12 protein-coding genes are annotated in these 16,965 nt (G+C 35.5%); all 12 read left to right on the forward strand.

Annotated elements, in window-relative coordinates; translation table 11 throughout:
* Positions 1 to 5: 5 nt before the first annotated feature.
* Positions 6 to 3,548 carry a hypothetical protein gene (locus E7274_RS05110; RefSeq protein ID WP_304174267.1) on the forward strand — a complete coding sequence of 1,181 codons (3,543 nt, stop codon included), beginning with the start codon at positions 6 to 8 and terminating at the stop codon, positions 3,546 to 3,548.
* 15 nt (positions 3,549 to 3,563) lie between these two features.
* Positions 3,564 to 4,403 carry a hypothetical protein gene (locus tag E7274_RS05115; protein WP_304174269.1) on the forward strand — a complete coding sequence of 280 codons (840 nt, stop codon included), beginning with the start codon at positions 3,564 to 3,566 and terminating at the stop codon, positions 4,401 to 4,403.
* An 11-nt stretch (positions 4,404 to 4,414) separates the two neighbouring features.
* A complete protein-coding gene (locus tag E7274_RS05120; RefSeq protein ID WP_304174272.1) occupies positions 4,415 to 5,941 on the forward strand; it encodes a PP2C family protein-serine/threonine phosphatase in 1,527 nt (508 codons plus the stop codon).
* Between the two features lie 78 nt (positions 5,942 to 6,019).
* Positions 6,020 to 6,454 (forward strand): ATP-binding protein, encoded by a 435-nt coding sequence (locus E7274_RS05125; protein WP_304174274.1) that lies wholly within the window; start codon positions 6,020 to 6,022, stop codon positions 6,452 to 6,454.
* Between the two features lie 40 nt (positions 6,455 to 6,494).
* Positions 6,495 to 6,794: an STAS domain-containing protein gene (locus tag E7274_RS05130; RefSeq protein ID WP_304174276.1), complete on the forward strand. Its 300-nt coding sequence runs from the start codon at positions 6,495 to 6,497 to the stop codon at positions 6,792 to 6,794.
* Between the two features lie 17 nt (positions 6,795 to 6,811).
* Positions 6,812 to 8,839: a SpoIIE family protein phosphatase gene (locus tag E7274_RS05135; RefSeq protein WP_304174278.1), complete on the forward strand. Its 2,028-nt coding sequence runs from the start codon at positions 6,812 to 6,814 to the stop codon at positions 8,837 to 8,839.
* A gap of 47 nt (positions 8,840 to 8,886) precedes the next feature.
* Positions 8,887 to 10,254, forward strand: coding sequence for an MFS transporter (locus tag E7274_RS05140; protein WP_304174280.1), 1,368 nt, complete (start codon positions 8,887 to 8,889; stop codon positions 10,252 to 10,254).
* Positions 10,255 to 10,419: 165 nt separating this feature from the next.
* Positions 10,420 to 10,932 carry a hypothetical protein gene (locus E7274_RS05145; protein WP_304174281.1) on the forward strand — a complete coding sequence of 171 codons (513 nt, stop codon included), beginning with the start codon at positions 10,420 to 10,422 and terminating at the stop codon, positions 10,930 to 10,932.
* Between the two features lie 12 nt (positions 10,933 to 10,944).
* Positions 10,945 to 12,630 carry a GH3 auxin-responsive promoter family protein gene (locus tag E7274_RS05150; RefSeq protein WP_304174283.1) on the forward strand — a complete coding sequence of 562 codons (1,686 nt, stop codon included), beginning with the start codon at positions 10,945 to 10,947 and terminating at the stop codon, positions 12,628 to 12,630.
* An 8-nt stretch (positions 12,631 to 12,638) separates the two neighbouring features.
* A complete protein-coding gene (locus tag E7274_RS05155) occupies positions 12,639 to 13,826 on the forward strand; it encodes an anti-sigma factor antagonist (RefSeq protein WP_304174285.1) in 1,188 nt (395 codons plus the stop codon).
* 16 nt (positions 13,827 to 13,842) lie between these two features.
* Complete coding sequence (locus E7274_RS05160; protein ID WP_304174287.1) at positions 13,843 to 15,195, forward strand: ATP-grasp domain-containing protein; 1,353 nt, start codon at positions 13,843 to 13,845, stop codon at positions 15,193 to 15,195.
* Positions 15,196 to 15,232: 37 nt separating this feature from the next.
* Positions 15,233 to 16,960: an ABC transporter ATP-binding protein gene (locus tag E7274_RS05165; RefSeq protein ID WP_304174289.1), complete on the forward strand. Its 1,728-nt coding sequence runs from the start codon at positions 15,233 to 15,235 to the stop codon at positions 16,958 to 16,960.
* Positions 16,961 to 16,965: the final 5 nt, after the last annotated feature.

Below are 16,965 nucleotides of genomic sequence, written 5' to 3' on the forward strand. Positions count from 1 at the left end.
CAGATATGTGTAAAGAAGTTAATATGCAATTCAAACATTCATATGTGAGCAAAGAAAAGATGAGCAAAGCTGACGAAAGTATTTACTCATCACAATTTAAATCTTATATAGCTGACGGTGAGAGTGCGCTTAAGGATAAAATTATAAATAATGAAACTCGTGAGAGTGTCATGCAGGATGTGCGACGGAATTTGAAAGAGCGAATGCAGAGTGTCAATGACAAATCTAGTCAAGATGCTATTCGTATGCAAAATGAACATCAGGCTCTTCGAATTAAGATGCAAGAAGCACTTATTAAAACCAAGGAAGCTACAAGACAAAGAAAACTTCTTGATGCCAAAATGTACGCCGAGCAAAGTAAGCAGTCAAATTTGAATGCTGAAAGCGCTGAACTGAAAATAGATAATATGCTACTAAATCAGAAAGCTTCAATCATAAAGGATGCTCAGGAGGGAATAGACGAAGCTGAAAAAACAACGGCAGCAGATTTTGATCAGAAGGTTCGTGACCTGGAATATCTTGATACCTTGAAGGCACAGGCTGCTGAAAATAAAAAAGTTACCCATCATAAGAATATGTTTTCACTGTTCCGTGCTATAGGCAAAAAAATGGAAAGAGACAGTATAGCAGATGAGCAGCTTAAGCAGGAAAAGATAATTAATGAGCAAAAGCTTATTTTACGGGAAAAAGGTAAAGAATGGGCTAGAATTAGACAGAGATATGAAAAAGAGACATATCGTCGTTATTATACAGAATTTGATCGTGCAGCTGCACAATTTAGAGTGCTTAATAGGAATGGAAGGGATACCGCAGGGCCTCTTAAGGATGTTAAGGAATATGTTGGCGAGTTTGATATGGAAAAACTCGAAGATACCCTTTCAAAACTTTCAGATAATCCTTATCTTAATGTCAAAGTAGATGTTAAGGACAAGAAGGCAAGAAATATTGATGAAGCAGATTTTATTAAATCACATAAAAAGATAACTCTTATGGGCGAACAGGATGAGAGTGGGCTCAGAAAGAGATATAAGATAAGTGGAGATTTTTCTTATGGATATGAAGCCAGAAGACAATTTAGCGATAAGAATCATCCGACTGCTCTTATAGAAAATAAAAATGCATTTCAAAAAATTGGATATGATGTTGATCGTTTAAAACTTCAAACTGATGAAAAAGATTCACAAGGCAGATTTATCAATTCAGAAGATAATCTTGAAATAGTTCAGGCTGAACAAAAAAGAGGTTCTAAAGAAGAAAGGAAAACCTTGAATGGTGTATTCCTAGATGGTGAATTTCTGTCTACAAATTTTAACGAAATTAATGGACTTGACGATGCCAATTTAACAAGTGGATATTCCAAAAAAGATGCTCGTATTAAAGAATATGTGAGAAGAATGGTGCTTAAAGGAAATATGTTCCAGCATATCAATTCAAGAACCATTCAGTATGCTATGGGATATGGAGCATCAGAAGCAGCAGGTGGGAAAAAAATCCAAAAACAGCTTATTGCATCTTTCGCGAAGGAGATTATGAGCAAAAAAGGCCTTCCGGATTGGGACGATGAAACGATAGATCACACTATGGATGTAGCTGAGTTTTTTGAACAGATTGAAGAAGGCAAAGTAAGCAAGGAAACCATTAGGAAAAATGAAAGGATTCAGCTTGAGACTAATGCGGATAAAGTAAAAAATAGGATATTCAGCAAAGAGTATGAGTCAAAATTATTTGATCCTCAAAATAAGGATAAGGAGCATAAGCTTCCAGATTCTACCATGGATATATGGGAGAAGAAACTTATAGGAGACAATAAGAAAGAAAAGAAGTCACTTTCAACTGCTGTGAAAACAAAGGTAGCCTTTGATGTATTGAGACAGGAGTATGCTTACAACAAGGGAGTTGTAGATGAAATTAGTGATAAAAACACTCGTGTCGGTAAAATATTAGATGCGATAAAAGACGATACAAAGGCTCTTATTGATTTATCATTATTACTTCTTTCTGAAAATGAAATCACAGATTATTGGAATATGGCCAAGAACATTTGTAAGAATCACCTTACGACAAATTTTGAAAAAAAGGTAGGAGGTGTGTTTGACTCTAGATTTAATCGGGCACTTGCATATGGGCGAAGCGAACAGGGAATGCTTATGAGAATTGCACTTATAGATGAGCTTAATGCTAACCGTTCGCATTTTGATCCACTTAATTTTTTTGAAGCCCTAATGCCAACAAGCTGGAAACAGTATACAGAGAATATTAAAGACCAGAGAGGATATGGAGCCACATTCAAGCAAAAATTAACAGATGGTACTATAACAGGTATCATAAGTGATGTGTTTTCAGCATATATTGATATAGCAGATGGTATGGGAAGTCTTTCTCCAGATACTTTTCGTCAGCTTAACATAGCAAGGAAGTATACATCTATGCTTAATAGTGCTATTGATATGGGAGCAATATCAGAAGCAGGTGTCTTTGCTATAAGCGATCTTATGGATGAAGAGTATACTGAGATAGACGAAGATGGTAAAGAATCAACAAAACATACTAGTGATGATAGGAACAATGCTATATCGCTGGGCTTTACAATGGTAAGAAACACCGTCAAATTGATAAAGACTACAAAAAAATATTATAAGAATTCATTAAAGGAAATTGAAAGGCGACAGAAAAAGGAACCAGATTATAATCCAAAAGAATTCTTGGATAATCTCAACAAAAACTACTATGATTTTATGGTTTCTGCATCAGGTATCATGATGGGCACGGCATCTACTGTGAGTAGTTTTGCTGGAGAAAAGCAACTCAAAAGTATTTTTGCAATGTGCAAATCAGGCATGTCTACTGTCCAGGATGGAATTGAAATATATAGAACCAGCAAACAGATTGGCAGAATTCGCAAGACAGAGAAAGAATTTTCTGCACTTGAGAATAAAGATGTGAAGGAACAAGAGGATGAAGAATTTTTGGATGTACTTCATAGTAACTCACAACTTCAATATGGCCTCTCGTGCGCTAAGAGAAAGAATAGGGATGACCGAGCAATGAAGATACCATCTATGATATCAAATGCGGGAAAGACAATATTAAATTTCATCAAAGCATTTATACCACAGGCAAAAAAACATCCTATATTCTTAGCTATTGATGCTACTTGGTCAGTGTTAATGACATTAGCTTCTACAACAACACAGCTTGTTCGTGACAGGTTAGGTGTTAGAGCTAACATTGATAAGATGATGGGTCAAATGTTGAGATATGCTCCTACAAGTGTATTAAATGATGTCCTTAGACGCGAGGCAGGAATAGTATCAATAGATTATCTTACAGATCTTGCAAGAATATTTATGTCTTTAGATACAGAAGCGTTTATGAAAGAGGCATCCACGGGTGCTGAAAAGAAGATAGGTGCAAAGATTGCAAAGACATTATTTAATAATGGTGTATTTAATGAAAACAACTTAGATAAGGTGGATGGTAATAAATTAATGGGAATTATGGGCGTTAAAGGCAATTTCCGTGGAATATTAAAGCATTCACTTGCATAATGAATAGGATGAGATATGTCACATAAATATAATTATTCACTGATAGATAAAAAAAATATGTCCAAGTATAAAGACTACATCTTTGACTATGATGAATGTGGTATATCAAATAATATCGGCATTGGGATTGAAAGTGAAGGAATTCCAAAGGGAGCAGTGATTATTCATAAGGACAAGCCCAAATATATGATACGAAGTATTCGTCTTAGTGATTCCTTAGATGGAAAAGAAGTTTTGTTTGAGTTGATTAATGTTCTGCTTAAGCTGGGTAAGGAAAATGGATATAAAAATATCGAATGTAGATTTACAGATGCTGAAACTGACAGTATTACTGAGCAAATATTCGGTGATGTAGGATTTAAATTCTTGGATGAAGAAACATTAGTATATAGAATTGATGCATTTACTCTCGGTAGTCTCTTGAGAGATGGACCTTATTCTGTAGCAATGCGTGAAGGCGCTGTTTCTATTATGGCAAAGAATCAGGCTAGGTGTTTGACCAAGATTTCCAATGAAAATCGCAAACTATTCGATGTTTTGTGTCCTAAAGAGGAATTGTCTTTTGTTACAGTAGATGAAGATGGTGGGATTCAAAGCTACGCAATAATATCAGAGATTACTGATGGAAGCTTGTATTTATCTGCTATGAGAAGTGCAAAAGGTCATGAGGAAGATATGCCTGGGCTTTTGTATATGTGTCTTGGGAATGTTTTTATGAATATAGAGCCTGACGGTGAGTTTTATATAGCTGCTGCAAACGATATATATAAAAATTTTTCAAATAGCTTTTTGGAACCGGTTCTGCCGATTGTTTCTGTCCAAAGAATTATTACTGCAAGCAGAGATATAGAGTAGGGGGCCTTTAGATGAGTTATGGAATGTCAAAAAGAAAACAAAGAGAAGCATTTATAGCTTCTATATTTTATATTGCACTGATTGTGTTGGTAGGGGTGTTGGCTCATTTCAGAGGACTAGAAAATATCGTAGATATTTATCTAATAAACATCGGTGTTGATGTTGTTGGAATGTTTATGGGGTACGTGCTTTTTATAAGCTGCATTATTGATGTACAAAAATCCGGAAGCAACCTGAAGCATTTACTATCACTGCTGAATGTAGCATACATAGGACTTTTTGCGGACGCATGCGCATGGCTTTTAGACGGGGTTCCAGAACTTAGAACACTGAACATTTTGGACAATACTTTATATTATATGTGCGGTCCTATGGAGGCATATTTCTTTTGGCTTTATACAATGACTTACTTAAAGGTCAACAAAGGAATCGTTAAAAAACTTGGATATGTGGCACGCTTTGGATTGTATATTGCAATTGGCATGCGTGTAATAAACCTATTTAACGGTGTATATTTTACCGTCGACGAAATGGGAATATATCATAGAAGTTCAACGTATGTTATTTCAATGGTATATGCTTTCTTTACAGCACTTTCTGCACTAATATCAGTAATTCTGGAAAGAAAACAACTGGAGCGTTATCAGATTGCCACATTTGCCATTTATGTGGTGGCGCCTTTATCAATGGGCGTGGTTACTATAGGAATATATGGTTTATCACCTACACCAGCTACCATCATGCTGACAGTTCTTTTGATGTACTGCGTGCTAAATGTTGCTCAAGGCCGACAGAAGGCTGTGGCCGATAGAGATTTATCCCTTGCTTCAGATATTCAGGTGAACAGTCTACCAAAGATATTTCCTTACTTACCAGAGAGGGAGGAATTTGATTTGTTTGCATCAATGACACCTGCAAAAGAAGTGGGCGGAGATTTTTATGATTTCTTTATGGTAGATGATAATCACATTGCTCTTGTTATGGCGGATGTATCAGGCAAAGGAATTCCGGCAGCTTTGTTTATGATGGTGTCAAGGACTCTTATCAAAAACAGAGTTCAGGCTGGAGATAGTCCAGCACAAGCGCTTATTAATGTGAACGAGCAGCTTTGCGAAGGTAATAAGGCAGAGTTGTTTGTTACTGTTTGGCTTGCAGTTATAGATTTGGCTACAGGAAAAGGTGTTGCGGCAAACGCAGGTCACGAACATCCTGTACTAAAAAAAGCAGACGGAGACTTTGAACTGGTTACATACAAGCATTCTCCAGCTGTGGCAACAATGGAAGGCATCAAATTTAGGGAACATGAATTCCAACTAGATCATGGAGATATTATATTCGTATATACGGATGGAGTTACTGAAGCAACAAATATTGAAGAACAATTATTTGGCGAAGAACGATTGTTAGAAGCTTTGAATTCTAATAAGGATGGCTCGCCAGAAGATATTCTTGGAACTGTAAAAAAACATATTGATGGTTTCGTAAAGGATACAGAGCAGTTTGACGACATAACTATGCTTTGTATGAAATATGTGTGAAAATACGGGGGAACAATTGCTAATTTCAGACAAGTTGTGAGAAAATAATGTAGGATAGCTGCTGCGAGGAGATGCGGTATGAAGGTATTTGAATGCGAAGCAACAATAGAAAATTTTGATAAAGTTACAGCATTTGTGGAAGAGGAATTAGAAAATAATGAGGTAGACATGAAGTCTTCGATGCAGATTACTATTGCATTGGAGGAGATTTATGTAAATATTGCTCATTATGCTTATTCCAAAACGGATGCTGATGGAAACGTCATTCCCAATACAGGCACTGGTCCTATGAAGCTTTCTATAGATGTTTCTAGTGAACAGGTTCTGATGACATTCGAGGATAAAGGGATTCCATATAATCCATTAGAAAAAGCTGATCCAGACATTACCTTATCGGCAGAAGAAAGAGACATAGGTGGTTTGGGAATATACATGGTTAAGCAAAGTATGGATGATGTGGTATATGAACATCGTGATGGGAAAAACATACTTACATTAGTGAAGAAACTTTGAATTGAAATATAATTGTTTATAAGATGAAGGAGGCGTAATTATGCTAAATATTAACAAGACAAAAGATGATGCAAATTTGATGTTAGCATTGGAGGGAAGACTGGATACTTCTACAGCTCCACAGCTTGAGGAGGAAATTAATGGAAATATTGCGGGAATCACAGACTTAAAGTTTGATTTTTCTAAGTTAGAGTATATTTCTAGTGCTGGCCTTAGAGTGCTTCTTTCTTCACAGAAGACAATGAACAAGCAAGGTAAAATGACGATTACCAATGTATCAGAGGAAGTAATGGAAATATTTGATGTAACTGGTTTTTCAGATATTCTTACAATTGAGTGAAAATCAAAATGCTAAGCATGATTATTAAAATGTCTGGTTCCACATTGCTTTATGTATTATTAACAATTGCAATATGGTATTGGACTAAAGAAAAAGAAATAACAACTTCTAAAAAAATTATTATTGGTATAGCATATGGAATAAGCTCGGTTCTATCTACTCATTTTGGGGTCTCATATTCCAATATGATTATTAATGTCAGGGATATTGGGCCTCTTGCTGCTGGGCTTTTTTTTTCACCATCTGCTGGTATAACTGCCGGTTTAATTGGCGGCATAGAAAGATATATTGCAGGTACATATTTTGGAGTCAGTTCATACACAAGAATAGCTTGTAGCTTGTCAACATGTTTGGCAGGCTTTGTTGCTATGGGCATGAAAATAAAAATGTTTAAGTGGAAAAAGCCATCACCATTTTATGCATTTTTTATGGGCTCAGTTATGGAAGTCTTCCATATGTATGTGGTGTTCATAACACATAGAAATGACATGAGAATGGCTTTTCTTGTCGTAAAAACCTGCTCTATACCTATGATAGTCTTTACGGGATTGGGGCTTGCAATCTCTTCCATATCATTACAGATTCTTACCGGAGAATGGAAAAATCCTATTAAAAAAATTGATGCTGAAAATGAATCAATATCTCAAAAATTTCAGAGATGGCTATTTGCAATCACTTCCATTGTAATTTTAGGCAGTTTTATTATATCTTATATCATTCAAACACAATCAGCATATCAAAATTGTGAATCAACACTGCAAGGTAATTATATGACGATAAAGCATAATTACTTTTTAAATGAGGACAATTTAGGGGCTGATAGTACAGTTTTATATGGAATAATTGATTCTAATCGTGGAGTATTGCGTGGAAAAAACTTTAGCCAGTTTTTACCAGAAAATGAATACGATAATATTTTGGATAATCTTGGAAAAGTTTCCCCTGGCGTATTTTGGGGAATAAAATCCTATATTTATGCAAATAAAATAGATGAAACAAAAATTCTAGTTGTTGCCATGAGCGAGGAGGAAGTTTATTGGTATAGAGATGCAGAAGCCTATGAAATAGCTTTTTCAGATATTCTTCTTTTTACAGTACTTTATGTACTGATAGCCTACTTGGTTAATCAGATAGTAGTTAATAACATCCATTTGATAAATAAGTCTTTGGGAAAAATTACAAATGGAAACCTTAATGAAGTGGTTGATGTAAGATCATCTTCAGAATTTGCTTCATTATCAGACGACATTAATCAAACTGTTGTTGTTTTAAAAGGCTACATTGAAGCAGCTGAAAAGAGAATAGAGCAGGAATTAATATTAGCAAAGACTATTCAGGCATCAGCATTACCGAGAGTGTTTGATTTCCCGGATAGGGATGAATTTAGTATATTTGCATCCATGAAACCAGCAAAAGAGGTTGGCGGAGACTTTTATGATTTCTTTTTTGTAGATAGAACAAAAATGGTATTTGTTATAGCGGATGTTTCTGGAAAAGGTATACCTGCGGCACTATTTATGATGCAAAGTAAAACTGCAATTAGAAGTTTTGCTGAAGCAGGAGGCTCACCAGAGGAGATACTAGTTAAAACAAATGATGCATTATATGAGGGGAATGAGGCTGAAATGTTCGTGACAGCTTGGATAGGAATATTGGATTTGTCCACAGGGGTAATGCAATGCTCAAATGCAGGACACGAATATCCTGCAATCAAACATAAAGATGGTTCGTATGAACTTATAAAGGACAAGCATAGCCTGCCACTTGCCGCTATGCCAGGATTAAAGGCAAAACCATATGAGATTCAACTGGAGCCAGGGGATAAATTATTCGTATATACGGATGGCGTGCCAGAGGCCACAAATGAACAAGAAGAGCAGTATGGTATCAATCGTATGCTAGATATACTAAATGAAAATCAGACTGCTACGATGGAGCATACTTTAAGAGCTATATCAGAAAGCGTTGATAGATTTAAAGGAGAGGCGGATCAATTTGACGATCTTACTATGCTTGGATTTGAGTTTGTGCAAAGGTCCAAATAGGTTTATAATTTCAGTTGGGTATAAATTTAAAGGGGGATAATTGAATAATGAAACAACTCAAACCTATTACTAACAAACTCTTATGGATCTTTGCATTGGGGCAATTCGGTTGGAGCCTTCTATCAGGTGTAGTATCCAACTGGATGGTTTACTACTACACAGGCACACCTAGTGAGCAAAATCCCAATACTGGTCTATTTGCATCAGGAATTACTCAAAATCCTATTTTTTTCAAATTAACATTGTTTGGACTCGTGCTAGCATGTGGTCGTATTTTTGATGCCATCACAGATCCTCTTATTGCAGGATGGTCAGATGGAGCAAACTATAAAGGCGGAAGACGAATACCATTTATGAGAGCAATGGCAGTGCCATTTTCACTTTGTACTATTGGATTATTTGTGCTTCCACAAACAAGCAATATAGCTGTTAACGATGTGGTACTTTTCGTACTTTTGATGGTGTTCTATCTTTTCATGACAATGTTCTGTACACCATACAATGCACTTATTGCAGAATTAGGTGATACACAGCAGCATCGTATAAACGTATCAACATACATTTCATTTACATTTATTGTTGGTCAGTCTATTTCATTTTTGCTTCCAAATGTTGCAGGTGCCTTGGAAGGAAGCTTTGGACAGGCTGGCTCAATCAGAATGTCGGTTGCAATTATGGCGGCAATAGCTTGTGTAGCAATGCTTATTCCAGCTTTTTATATCAATGAGCGAGATTACATTGATAGCAAGCCAAGCGAGACAAAGCCATTCTCATCACTTGTTAAGACATTTTCGAATGTTCAGTTTAGACACTTTGTATATAGCGATGTTATTTATTTCTTTGCTCTTACATTGTTCCAGACAGGTCTTGCGTTTTATGAAACACAGCTTATGGAAATTGAAGATACATGGACCTTTGTCCTTACTGCAACAATGACATTCATCAGCGTTTGCCTCTATCCAGCAGTAAACATCTTAGCTAAGAAAATTGGAAAGAAGCAGCTTATTATCATTGGATTCTTTGCATACGCATGTGTATTCTTTGTAACAACATTCTGTGGCAAGGGATTACAGTGGGGCTTCATTATTGCTGTTGCAGCATCTATCCCAATGGCAATCCTTGGAATTCTTCCACAGGCATGTGTTGCCGATGTAGCAGAGCTTACACGTCTTGAAACTGGTGAAGACAGAAGTGGTATGTTCTTTGCAGCACGTACTTTTGCATTCAAAATGGGGCAGGCAATTGCGATGGTAGTATTTACTTCTGTTACAGTTGCTCAGACAAAGGCTAGCTATCGTATGACAGCAGGAATTGCATTTGTTACTTGCTTCATTGGTGCTTGCATCTTCTTCACATTTAATGAAAAACAAATCCTTGCGCGTATCAAAGAGCTGAAGGGCAGCGAGGAAATCTAAGGAAAAATAGACTTAATAAATCCACTTGATTTGCAATAAGCAGTCAAGTGGATTTTTTTTGTTCGAAAAAATGAAATGATTGTGAAAGTATTTTGAAAAAAAAGATATTAAGAAAAATATGTGCAATAATTAACTAAAAAAGAATCAAATATGGAGAAAGAATCTATGAATGAAAAAATGATATTTGCGTTTGGTGGAAGCTTTAATCCTCCACATGTGGGGCATACAATGGCTATACAAAGTATGCTTGATATGGGAGCTACTCGGGTACATATATTCGTAAGGATTAATGATGGGGTAGATTTGGTTGACAGGGAAACTAAAATTGGTTGGTTCAACCGCATGAAAGAGAAATATAAGGATATTGGATGGGACAAAGTGGTTATTCATGAGGCGGTTTCTAATAATGTAAAGGGGAAACAATACTCATTAGCAACGGTGAGAAATGGAATTAATATGCTTCATGAACAAGCTGGTGAGACAATTACTCATTATTATGCAGGAGATGATTATAAAAAATTTAAACCTTTTTGGAGATTGATAGGGGGAAATGTCAAGCTGGTAATAGGAGCAAGGATGGATGGATTATCTTCTTCAGAAATAAGAAATAATCTCGATAGAAGAAGGTATTTGTTGGAACCATTTGTATATGAAGATCTTAAGAAAAAGGAAAAGTAAGTGGGGACAAAAATGGAAATAATTACAAAAATAATACTTTTTATAATGCGAAAAAAAGGAGAGAAAGCTTTTTCAGAGATTGAAAAGGCTAGCATGAATGCAAACGAATATAGTCGCAATCTTTTAATGGAATTGCTTAATGATTCGAAAGATAGCGAATATGGAAAAAAGTATCATTTTTCAGAAATTAAATCTATCGAAGATTATAAAAGGTACGTACCGGTAACGGAATATGATGATTATGCGCCTTACATCGAACGCATGGTTAAAAATGGTGAGGAAAATGTATTGACCGGAAGAAAGGTAGTTCACTATGCCCAGAGCTCAGGGTCTGTTGGAGTACCGAAATTTATTCCAGTAGTTCAAGAGGTTATAGACCTTTACAGTGAAGTTGGATGTTCTAGAAGCTTTGCCTTGGCGGGAAGATATCTTAAGGAACATGGAAAGAAATTTCCTTATTACAAATGTTTAAATCTTGTAGAGATTATAGAAAGAAAAACAGATATAGGGGTACCTAAAGGTGCTATATCTTCAACAGCTTTGGCCCATGTGAGACCATTAATGAAATATATTCAGACTACTCCAAATGAGGTGGTTTTTCCAGAAGAGGACTTGGATCAGAAATATTTAAAACTCCTATTTGCCTTATCATATGAAAATCTGTCTTTTTTGAATGGAGCATTTACAACAGCCCTTGTAGATATAATGGTTTATTTAACAAATAATTGGGAAATGCTAGTTGAAGATATCAAAACAGGGCACATTAATTCTGAAATTTCGATGTCTATTCAATTAAGAGAAAAACTTGAAAAACAATTAAAACCAAATCCTAAGAGAGCAGCAAAATTGCGAGAAGAATTTGAGAAAGGATTTGACACTCCAATTATTCCAAGAATATGGCCTAAGCTTGCCTGGACTGGTGGAATTGGAACGGGTACTTTTGCGCCATACACACAAACAATGGAAAAATACGCGGGAAAGAATATACCACATGACCACTTACTTTATGCTGCATCAGAATCTATATTCGCATGTTGCCCAGGACTAAATAGGACAGAGTTCTTACTTATACCTCAAAGTGGTTTTTATGAATTTGTTCCTGCTGAAATTGATGACTTTTCGAAAACTTATAATATAGACGAACTGGAAGTAGGGAAGGATTATGAGATTATCCTAACAAATCTTTCGGGACTATATCGTTATAGAATCTATGATGTGGTTCGAGTATTGGGATATTATGGAGAATCACCTTTAGTTCAGTTTGTATACAGGAAAAATCAATTAGTAAACCTTGCTAGTGAAAAAACTAATACAGAAGCTTTGGCAGCTGCTGTAAAAATGTTTACTGAGGATACAGGTATTGACATAACTGATTATAGTGTATATCCAGACACATCAGAAGAAGTAGGAAGATACGTATTCTTACTGGAACCTACAGAGGAAATTAGCTCTAGTAGATGTGAGGAATTTGCAAAGATAATGGACGAGAAGCTTGGTGAAACTAATCCGGCATATAAATATACAAGATTATCCAATGAATTGGCTCCTGCAAAAGTTCTTTTGCTTCAGCCACAAACAAATGCACTTTGGAGAGATTTACAAGTTATGAAGGGAACTTCGCCTAATCAAATAAAACCAGTAAGAGTAATAGATTCACCAGCAAAAGAAAAATTCTTTATGGGATTAATCCAAAAGTAGGAGGAGTTATGGGGATGGTTGATATTATTAAGAAAGACGATGAATTCATCATTAAATTAAAAGGAAGAATTGATTCAAAGAATTCGGGGGATTGCGATAAAGCAATTTTTGATGAGCTTAATGAAAGTAGTATCACTAAGATACAAATTGATATGGATGAACTGGAATACATATCAAGTGCTGGCTTGCGCATTCTTATGAAAATTGCCAAACAAAACCAAGAGAGGCTTACCATAAGTAATGTAAATAGAGATATATACGATATTCTTGAGATGACAGGCTTTACAGAACTTTTTGATGTAAACAGAAAACTGAGAAATATCTCAGTTGATGGCTGTGAGATTATAGGGCAAGGGGCAAATGGCGCAGTATACCGATTAGATGAAGACACTGTAATAAAAGTATATCAGCCAGGCACACCAATTGAAGATGTTAATAGAGAAAGAAATCTGGCCCATGCAGCTTTTGTAAAGGGAATTCCTACAGCTATTTCATACGATGTAGTGAATGTAGAAGATAAGCTTGGAATAGTTTTTGAGCTGTTAAATGCACAGTCACTTTCTTCTGTAATCGATGAGAATCCGGAAAGATTTGACGAACTGGCACAAAAATATGTGGATACATACAAAGCATTTCATACCAAGACGGATGATAAAAACGAGTTTCCTAAAGTTAAGGATATTTACAACATATATATTGATGGAATTGTAGATTGGTATACAGAAGATGAGATTAAAAAATTAAGAGAACTTGTAGCATCTGTGCCAGAGAGAAATACGCTGATACATGGAGATTTTCATGCCCATAATATTATGTATGCGGAAAATGAACTCATTATGATTGACATGGGTGATGTATCTGTGGGACATCCAATATTCGATTTTTTGGCTACGGCTTCTACACAAGCTAATTTAGTAGATTTAAATCCTGAATATGCTCAGATTCATACCGGAATGAAAGTAGAGTATATAAAGAAGCTGTGGAATACGTTACTAAGGCTTTATTTTGATGGCAAGAGTGATGAAGAAATTGCTCTATTAGATAAGCAGATTAGGCTTATGTCTAAGCTAAAGGTTGCTTTTGCACCAGTAATAGCAAGGGGAATTCCGATGGAGCTTATACAATCAAGTGTGGATGATGCCAAGATAAATTTGATACCACATATTGACGAGTTAATAGGAAAAATCGATTGGTAGATTAAGGAGCAGGAAAATGAAGAAAGTTGTTATGTACTCTTCTAATTCAAAAAGAAGAAGCAAAGATTCAAATTGTATGGTATTTCCTAAATGGAGCAGACTTTGGGATGAATTGGCTGAAAAATACGATGATGTAGAGATATATCTTGTTGTCCAGCTAAATGGTAGATACTTTTTAGATATTTATGAAGGCGAATTAGTAAATACGCCTGAAAAAATTCATCTGGTTCAAATGGATATGGAAGATAAATTAGATGAATTTGTAGAAAAAATAGTGGAGATTAATCCTGATGTAGCCATTGCTATGCCAGGGCCAGTGTCAGGAATTGATTGGAATGGTCTTAGAGATGCTTCAATTGCTGAAGAATTGCAGCGTAGAGGAATAAATTCAATTTGTTATCCCCTTAAGACTGCTGAAATCTGTTTTGATAAATGGTTGACTCATAAGTTCTTGGAAGAAAACGGGTTTAATGTGGCAAAAGCGGTATATTCTCATCATGAAATGTTTTTTGCTGGTCAAAATGATTCCCAATCAACTGGAAATGTATACCAGGAAATGGTGCTACAAAAGATAAAAGGACTTCCTTTTCCAGTTATTATAAAAGGGACAACTGGCTCTGCATCTACCGGTGTATATGTGGCTAAAAATTATGAAGATGCGAAGGCATACATGCTCTCTGAAAATAATAGTGAAGATTTGATTATTGAAGAAATGCTTAGTGGACAGGAGTATGGTACAGAAATTCACGGTTATAAGGGAAACTATAATGTTTTGCCACCATTTATGAAGTTCACAACCGATAATGAGGATGTTATTGATCCGCTGGGATTAACTACTCTAAAATTCGGTCCAATGCGTTCTGATAAATATCATGTTAATGAATTAGTATCAGAGCTAACCCGTATGGCTGAGCTTATGGAATTAAATGGAAATAATAATTTAGATTTAATGTTATGTGGTGATAAATGGTACATTATCGAAATTAATGCTCGCTGGTCTGGACTTACAACACTAACATCATGTAGTGAGCAAAGAAGTCCATATGCAGTTTATCTTCAGGAATATGTAGGAACAGATAGAGATTATAAAAAGATAGAGGATTTAAAAATTGCATGTAATTTTAAAATGTCAGGTGGTTCAAAGGAGATGTTGGAGAATCTTAGTAAAGAGCCTGATGTTGATAGTGTAATTCAGTATGAAGTAATTAGAAAAGACGGAAGCAAATTTTCTTTTAATGATGTCATCATAGGCGGGTTTGATAATTATAAGGAAATGGCAGCTTGTTTGAAAGACTTGCAAACAAAGTATCCAAAAGAAATATCAGCAGATGTTGTGGAGGCAATAAACGATAAATTGCCTGAACTATAGTTATAATGCTAAAAGCCGGAAGGAGAATAGGGGGAGTATGATAAAGCTTGCTTCTAGATACCTAAAACATTACATAGGATATATTGTGACAGCTATTATACTTGTTGCAATACAGACCTATGTACAGATGGTTTTGCTGATGGGGGAAATGAAGAAAATTCTTGATCAGGGTGTAGCTGTTAAGGATATGGACTTCATATATTCTACAGGAGTAAAAATGGTGTTATACACTATTTTGATAGGTGCTTTGACGATAGTTATATCATATTTAACTGCCAAGGTATCTGGTATTTTTATGAGTAGAATGAGAAAAGATTGCTATATTAAAGTTCTTAGAATGACACCAGAGGCATTTAATTATTTTGGAAGCTCAACTTTAACAACAAGAACTATTGATGACCCTAAGGCCGTGGTTAGTTTATACCAGTTCTTAATTAGCAGGGTAATTATGATACCTATGGTTGTAATATGCATTTTAGGGCTAATTTACACCAAAAGCCAGGCTATATTTTGGATTCTATTATGCGCTGTAGTATGCGCAATGACACTCCTTGCATTACTAGAAATATATGCGAAAAAATATAACAGTATATTTCAGCGAAAAATCGATAAACTAAATCAACTGGTTAGAGAAAAAATAACAGGTGTACGATCAATTCGTGCTTTTGGAAATGAAGAGAAGGAAGAGCAAAGAGGCATTAATCACGATGAAGATTTATACAAATCTGCATTAAAAGCCAATCAACCAACAAAGCTAATGAATCCATTGACTATGATTATATTTAACTGGGTCATGGTTATTATTTACTACGTTGGTTCGATAGAAATCAAGAATGCCATGTGCTCAATTAGTGATTTAATACTTATTTTTCAATATTTGAGTTATTTTACTATGGCTCTTTCACTGATTCCTACACTGGTTAATATGATGCCAAAAGCGCAGGTGTCAGCTGATAGATTAATTGAATTGCTTGATTATGATTGCACATCTGAAGATCTTTCCAAGGAAAGCAATTGGGATGTAAAGGGTACCATCGAGTGTAAAAATGTTACATTTGGATATGATAAGAACCGACCAGTGCTAAAGAATATCAGTTTTAAAGTAAATGCAGGGGAAACGTTGGGAATTATTGGCACAACAGGAAGTGGTAAAAGTACGTTACTACAGGTTATTATGGGGTTCTATAAAATTGATAAAGGTGACATTCTAATCGATAATCATTCTATTAGGGATATTAACAATCAAACTTTACTCAGTTTATTCTCGTATTCTCCACAGATTTCTTATGTTTTTCAGGATAGTGTAAAAAATAATATAGTTTCCTTCGATGAACATATTTCTGAAGATAGAATACAAGAAGCTTGCTATATTTCGAAATTTGATGAGGTAGTGCCTAAGCTTGCCGAAGGGCTGGCGACTGAAATGTCACAAGGGGGAATGAATCTCTCTGGCGGTCAAAAGAAAAGGCTTTCATTAGCACGAGCGATAGCAAAAGATGCACCTATATATCTATTAGATGAACCATATGCAGCATTAGATGCAATTACCGAAAAGAAGGTAGCTACCAGCATAAAAGATGCTAAAGGCAATCGTACAAAAATAATTGTTTCAGCAAAAATAAATTCAATAAAGGATGCAAATAACATCCTTGTGTTGGAACAAGGTGAAGTGGTTGGCTTTGGAACCCATGAAGACCTTCTAAAGACCTGTAAAGAGTACAAAGAAATATATGATACTCAGTGCTATCTTGACAGGGAGGAATAAGACTT

Source organism: Pseudobutyrivibrio ruminis (assembly GCF_015057245.1).
Classification (GTDB): domain Bacteria; phylum Bacillota; class Clostridia; order Lachnospirales; family Lachnospiraceae; genus Pseudobutyrivibrio; species Pseudobutyrivibrio ruminis_E.

Excerpts from the sequence above, each read along its gene's own strand:
- E7274_RS05110 (WP_304174267.1), top strand. The coding sequence starts at position 6 with ATGTGTAAAGAAGTTAATATGCAATTCAAACATTCATATGTGAGCAAA.
- E7274_RS05115 (WP_304174269.1), top strand. The coding sequence starts at position 3,564 with ATGTCACATAAATATAATTATTCACTGATAGATAAAAAAAATATGTCC.
- E7274_RS05120 (WP_304174272.1), top strand. The coding sequence starts at position 4,415 with ATGAGTTATGGAATGTCAAAAAGAAAACAAAGAGAAGCATTTATAGCT.
- E7274_RS05125 (WP_304174274.1), top strand. The coding sequence starts at position 6,020 with ATGAAGGTATTTGAATGCGAAGCAACAATAGAAAATTTTGATAAAGTT.
- E7274_RS05130 (WP_304174276.1), top strand. The coding sequence starts at position 6,495 with ATGCTAAATATTAACAAGACAAAAGATGATGCAAATTTGATGTTAGCA.
- E7274_RS05135 (WP_304174278.1), top strand. The coding sequence starts at position 6,812 with ATGATTATTAAAATGTCTGGTTCCACATTGCTTTATGTATTATTAACA.
- E7274_RS05140 (WP_304174280.1), top strand. The coding sequence starts at position 8,887 with ATGAAACAACTCAAACCTATTACTAACAAACTCTTATGGATCTTTGCA.
- E7274_RS05145 (WP_304174281.1), top strand. The coding sequence starts at position 10,420 with ATGAATGAAAAAATGATATTTGCGTTTGGTGGAAGCTTTAATCCTCCA.
- E7274_RS05150 (WP_304174283.1), top strand. The coding sequence starts at position 10,945 with ATGGAAATAATTACAAAAATAATACTTTTTATAATGCGAAAAAAAGGA.
- E7274_RS05155 (WP_304174285.1), top strand. The coding sequence starts at position 12,639 with ATGGGGATGGTTGATATTATTAAGAAAGACGATGAATTCATCATTAAA.
- E7274_RS05160 (WP_304174287.1), top strand. The coding sequence starts at position 13,843 with ATGAAGAAAGTTGTTATGTACTCTTCTAATTCAAAAAGAAGAAGCAAA.
- E7274_RS05165 (WP_304174289.1), top strand. The coding sequence starts at position 15,233 with ATGATAAAGCTTGCTTCTAGATACCTAAAACATTACATAGGATATATT.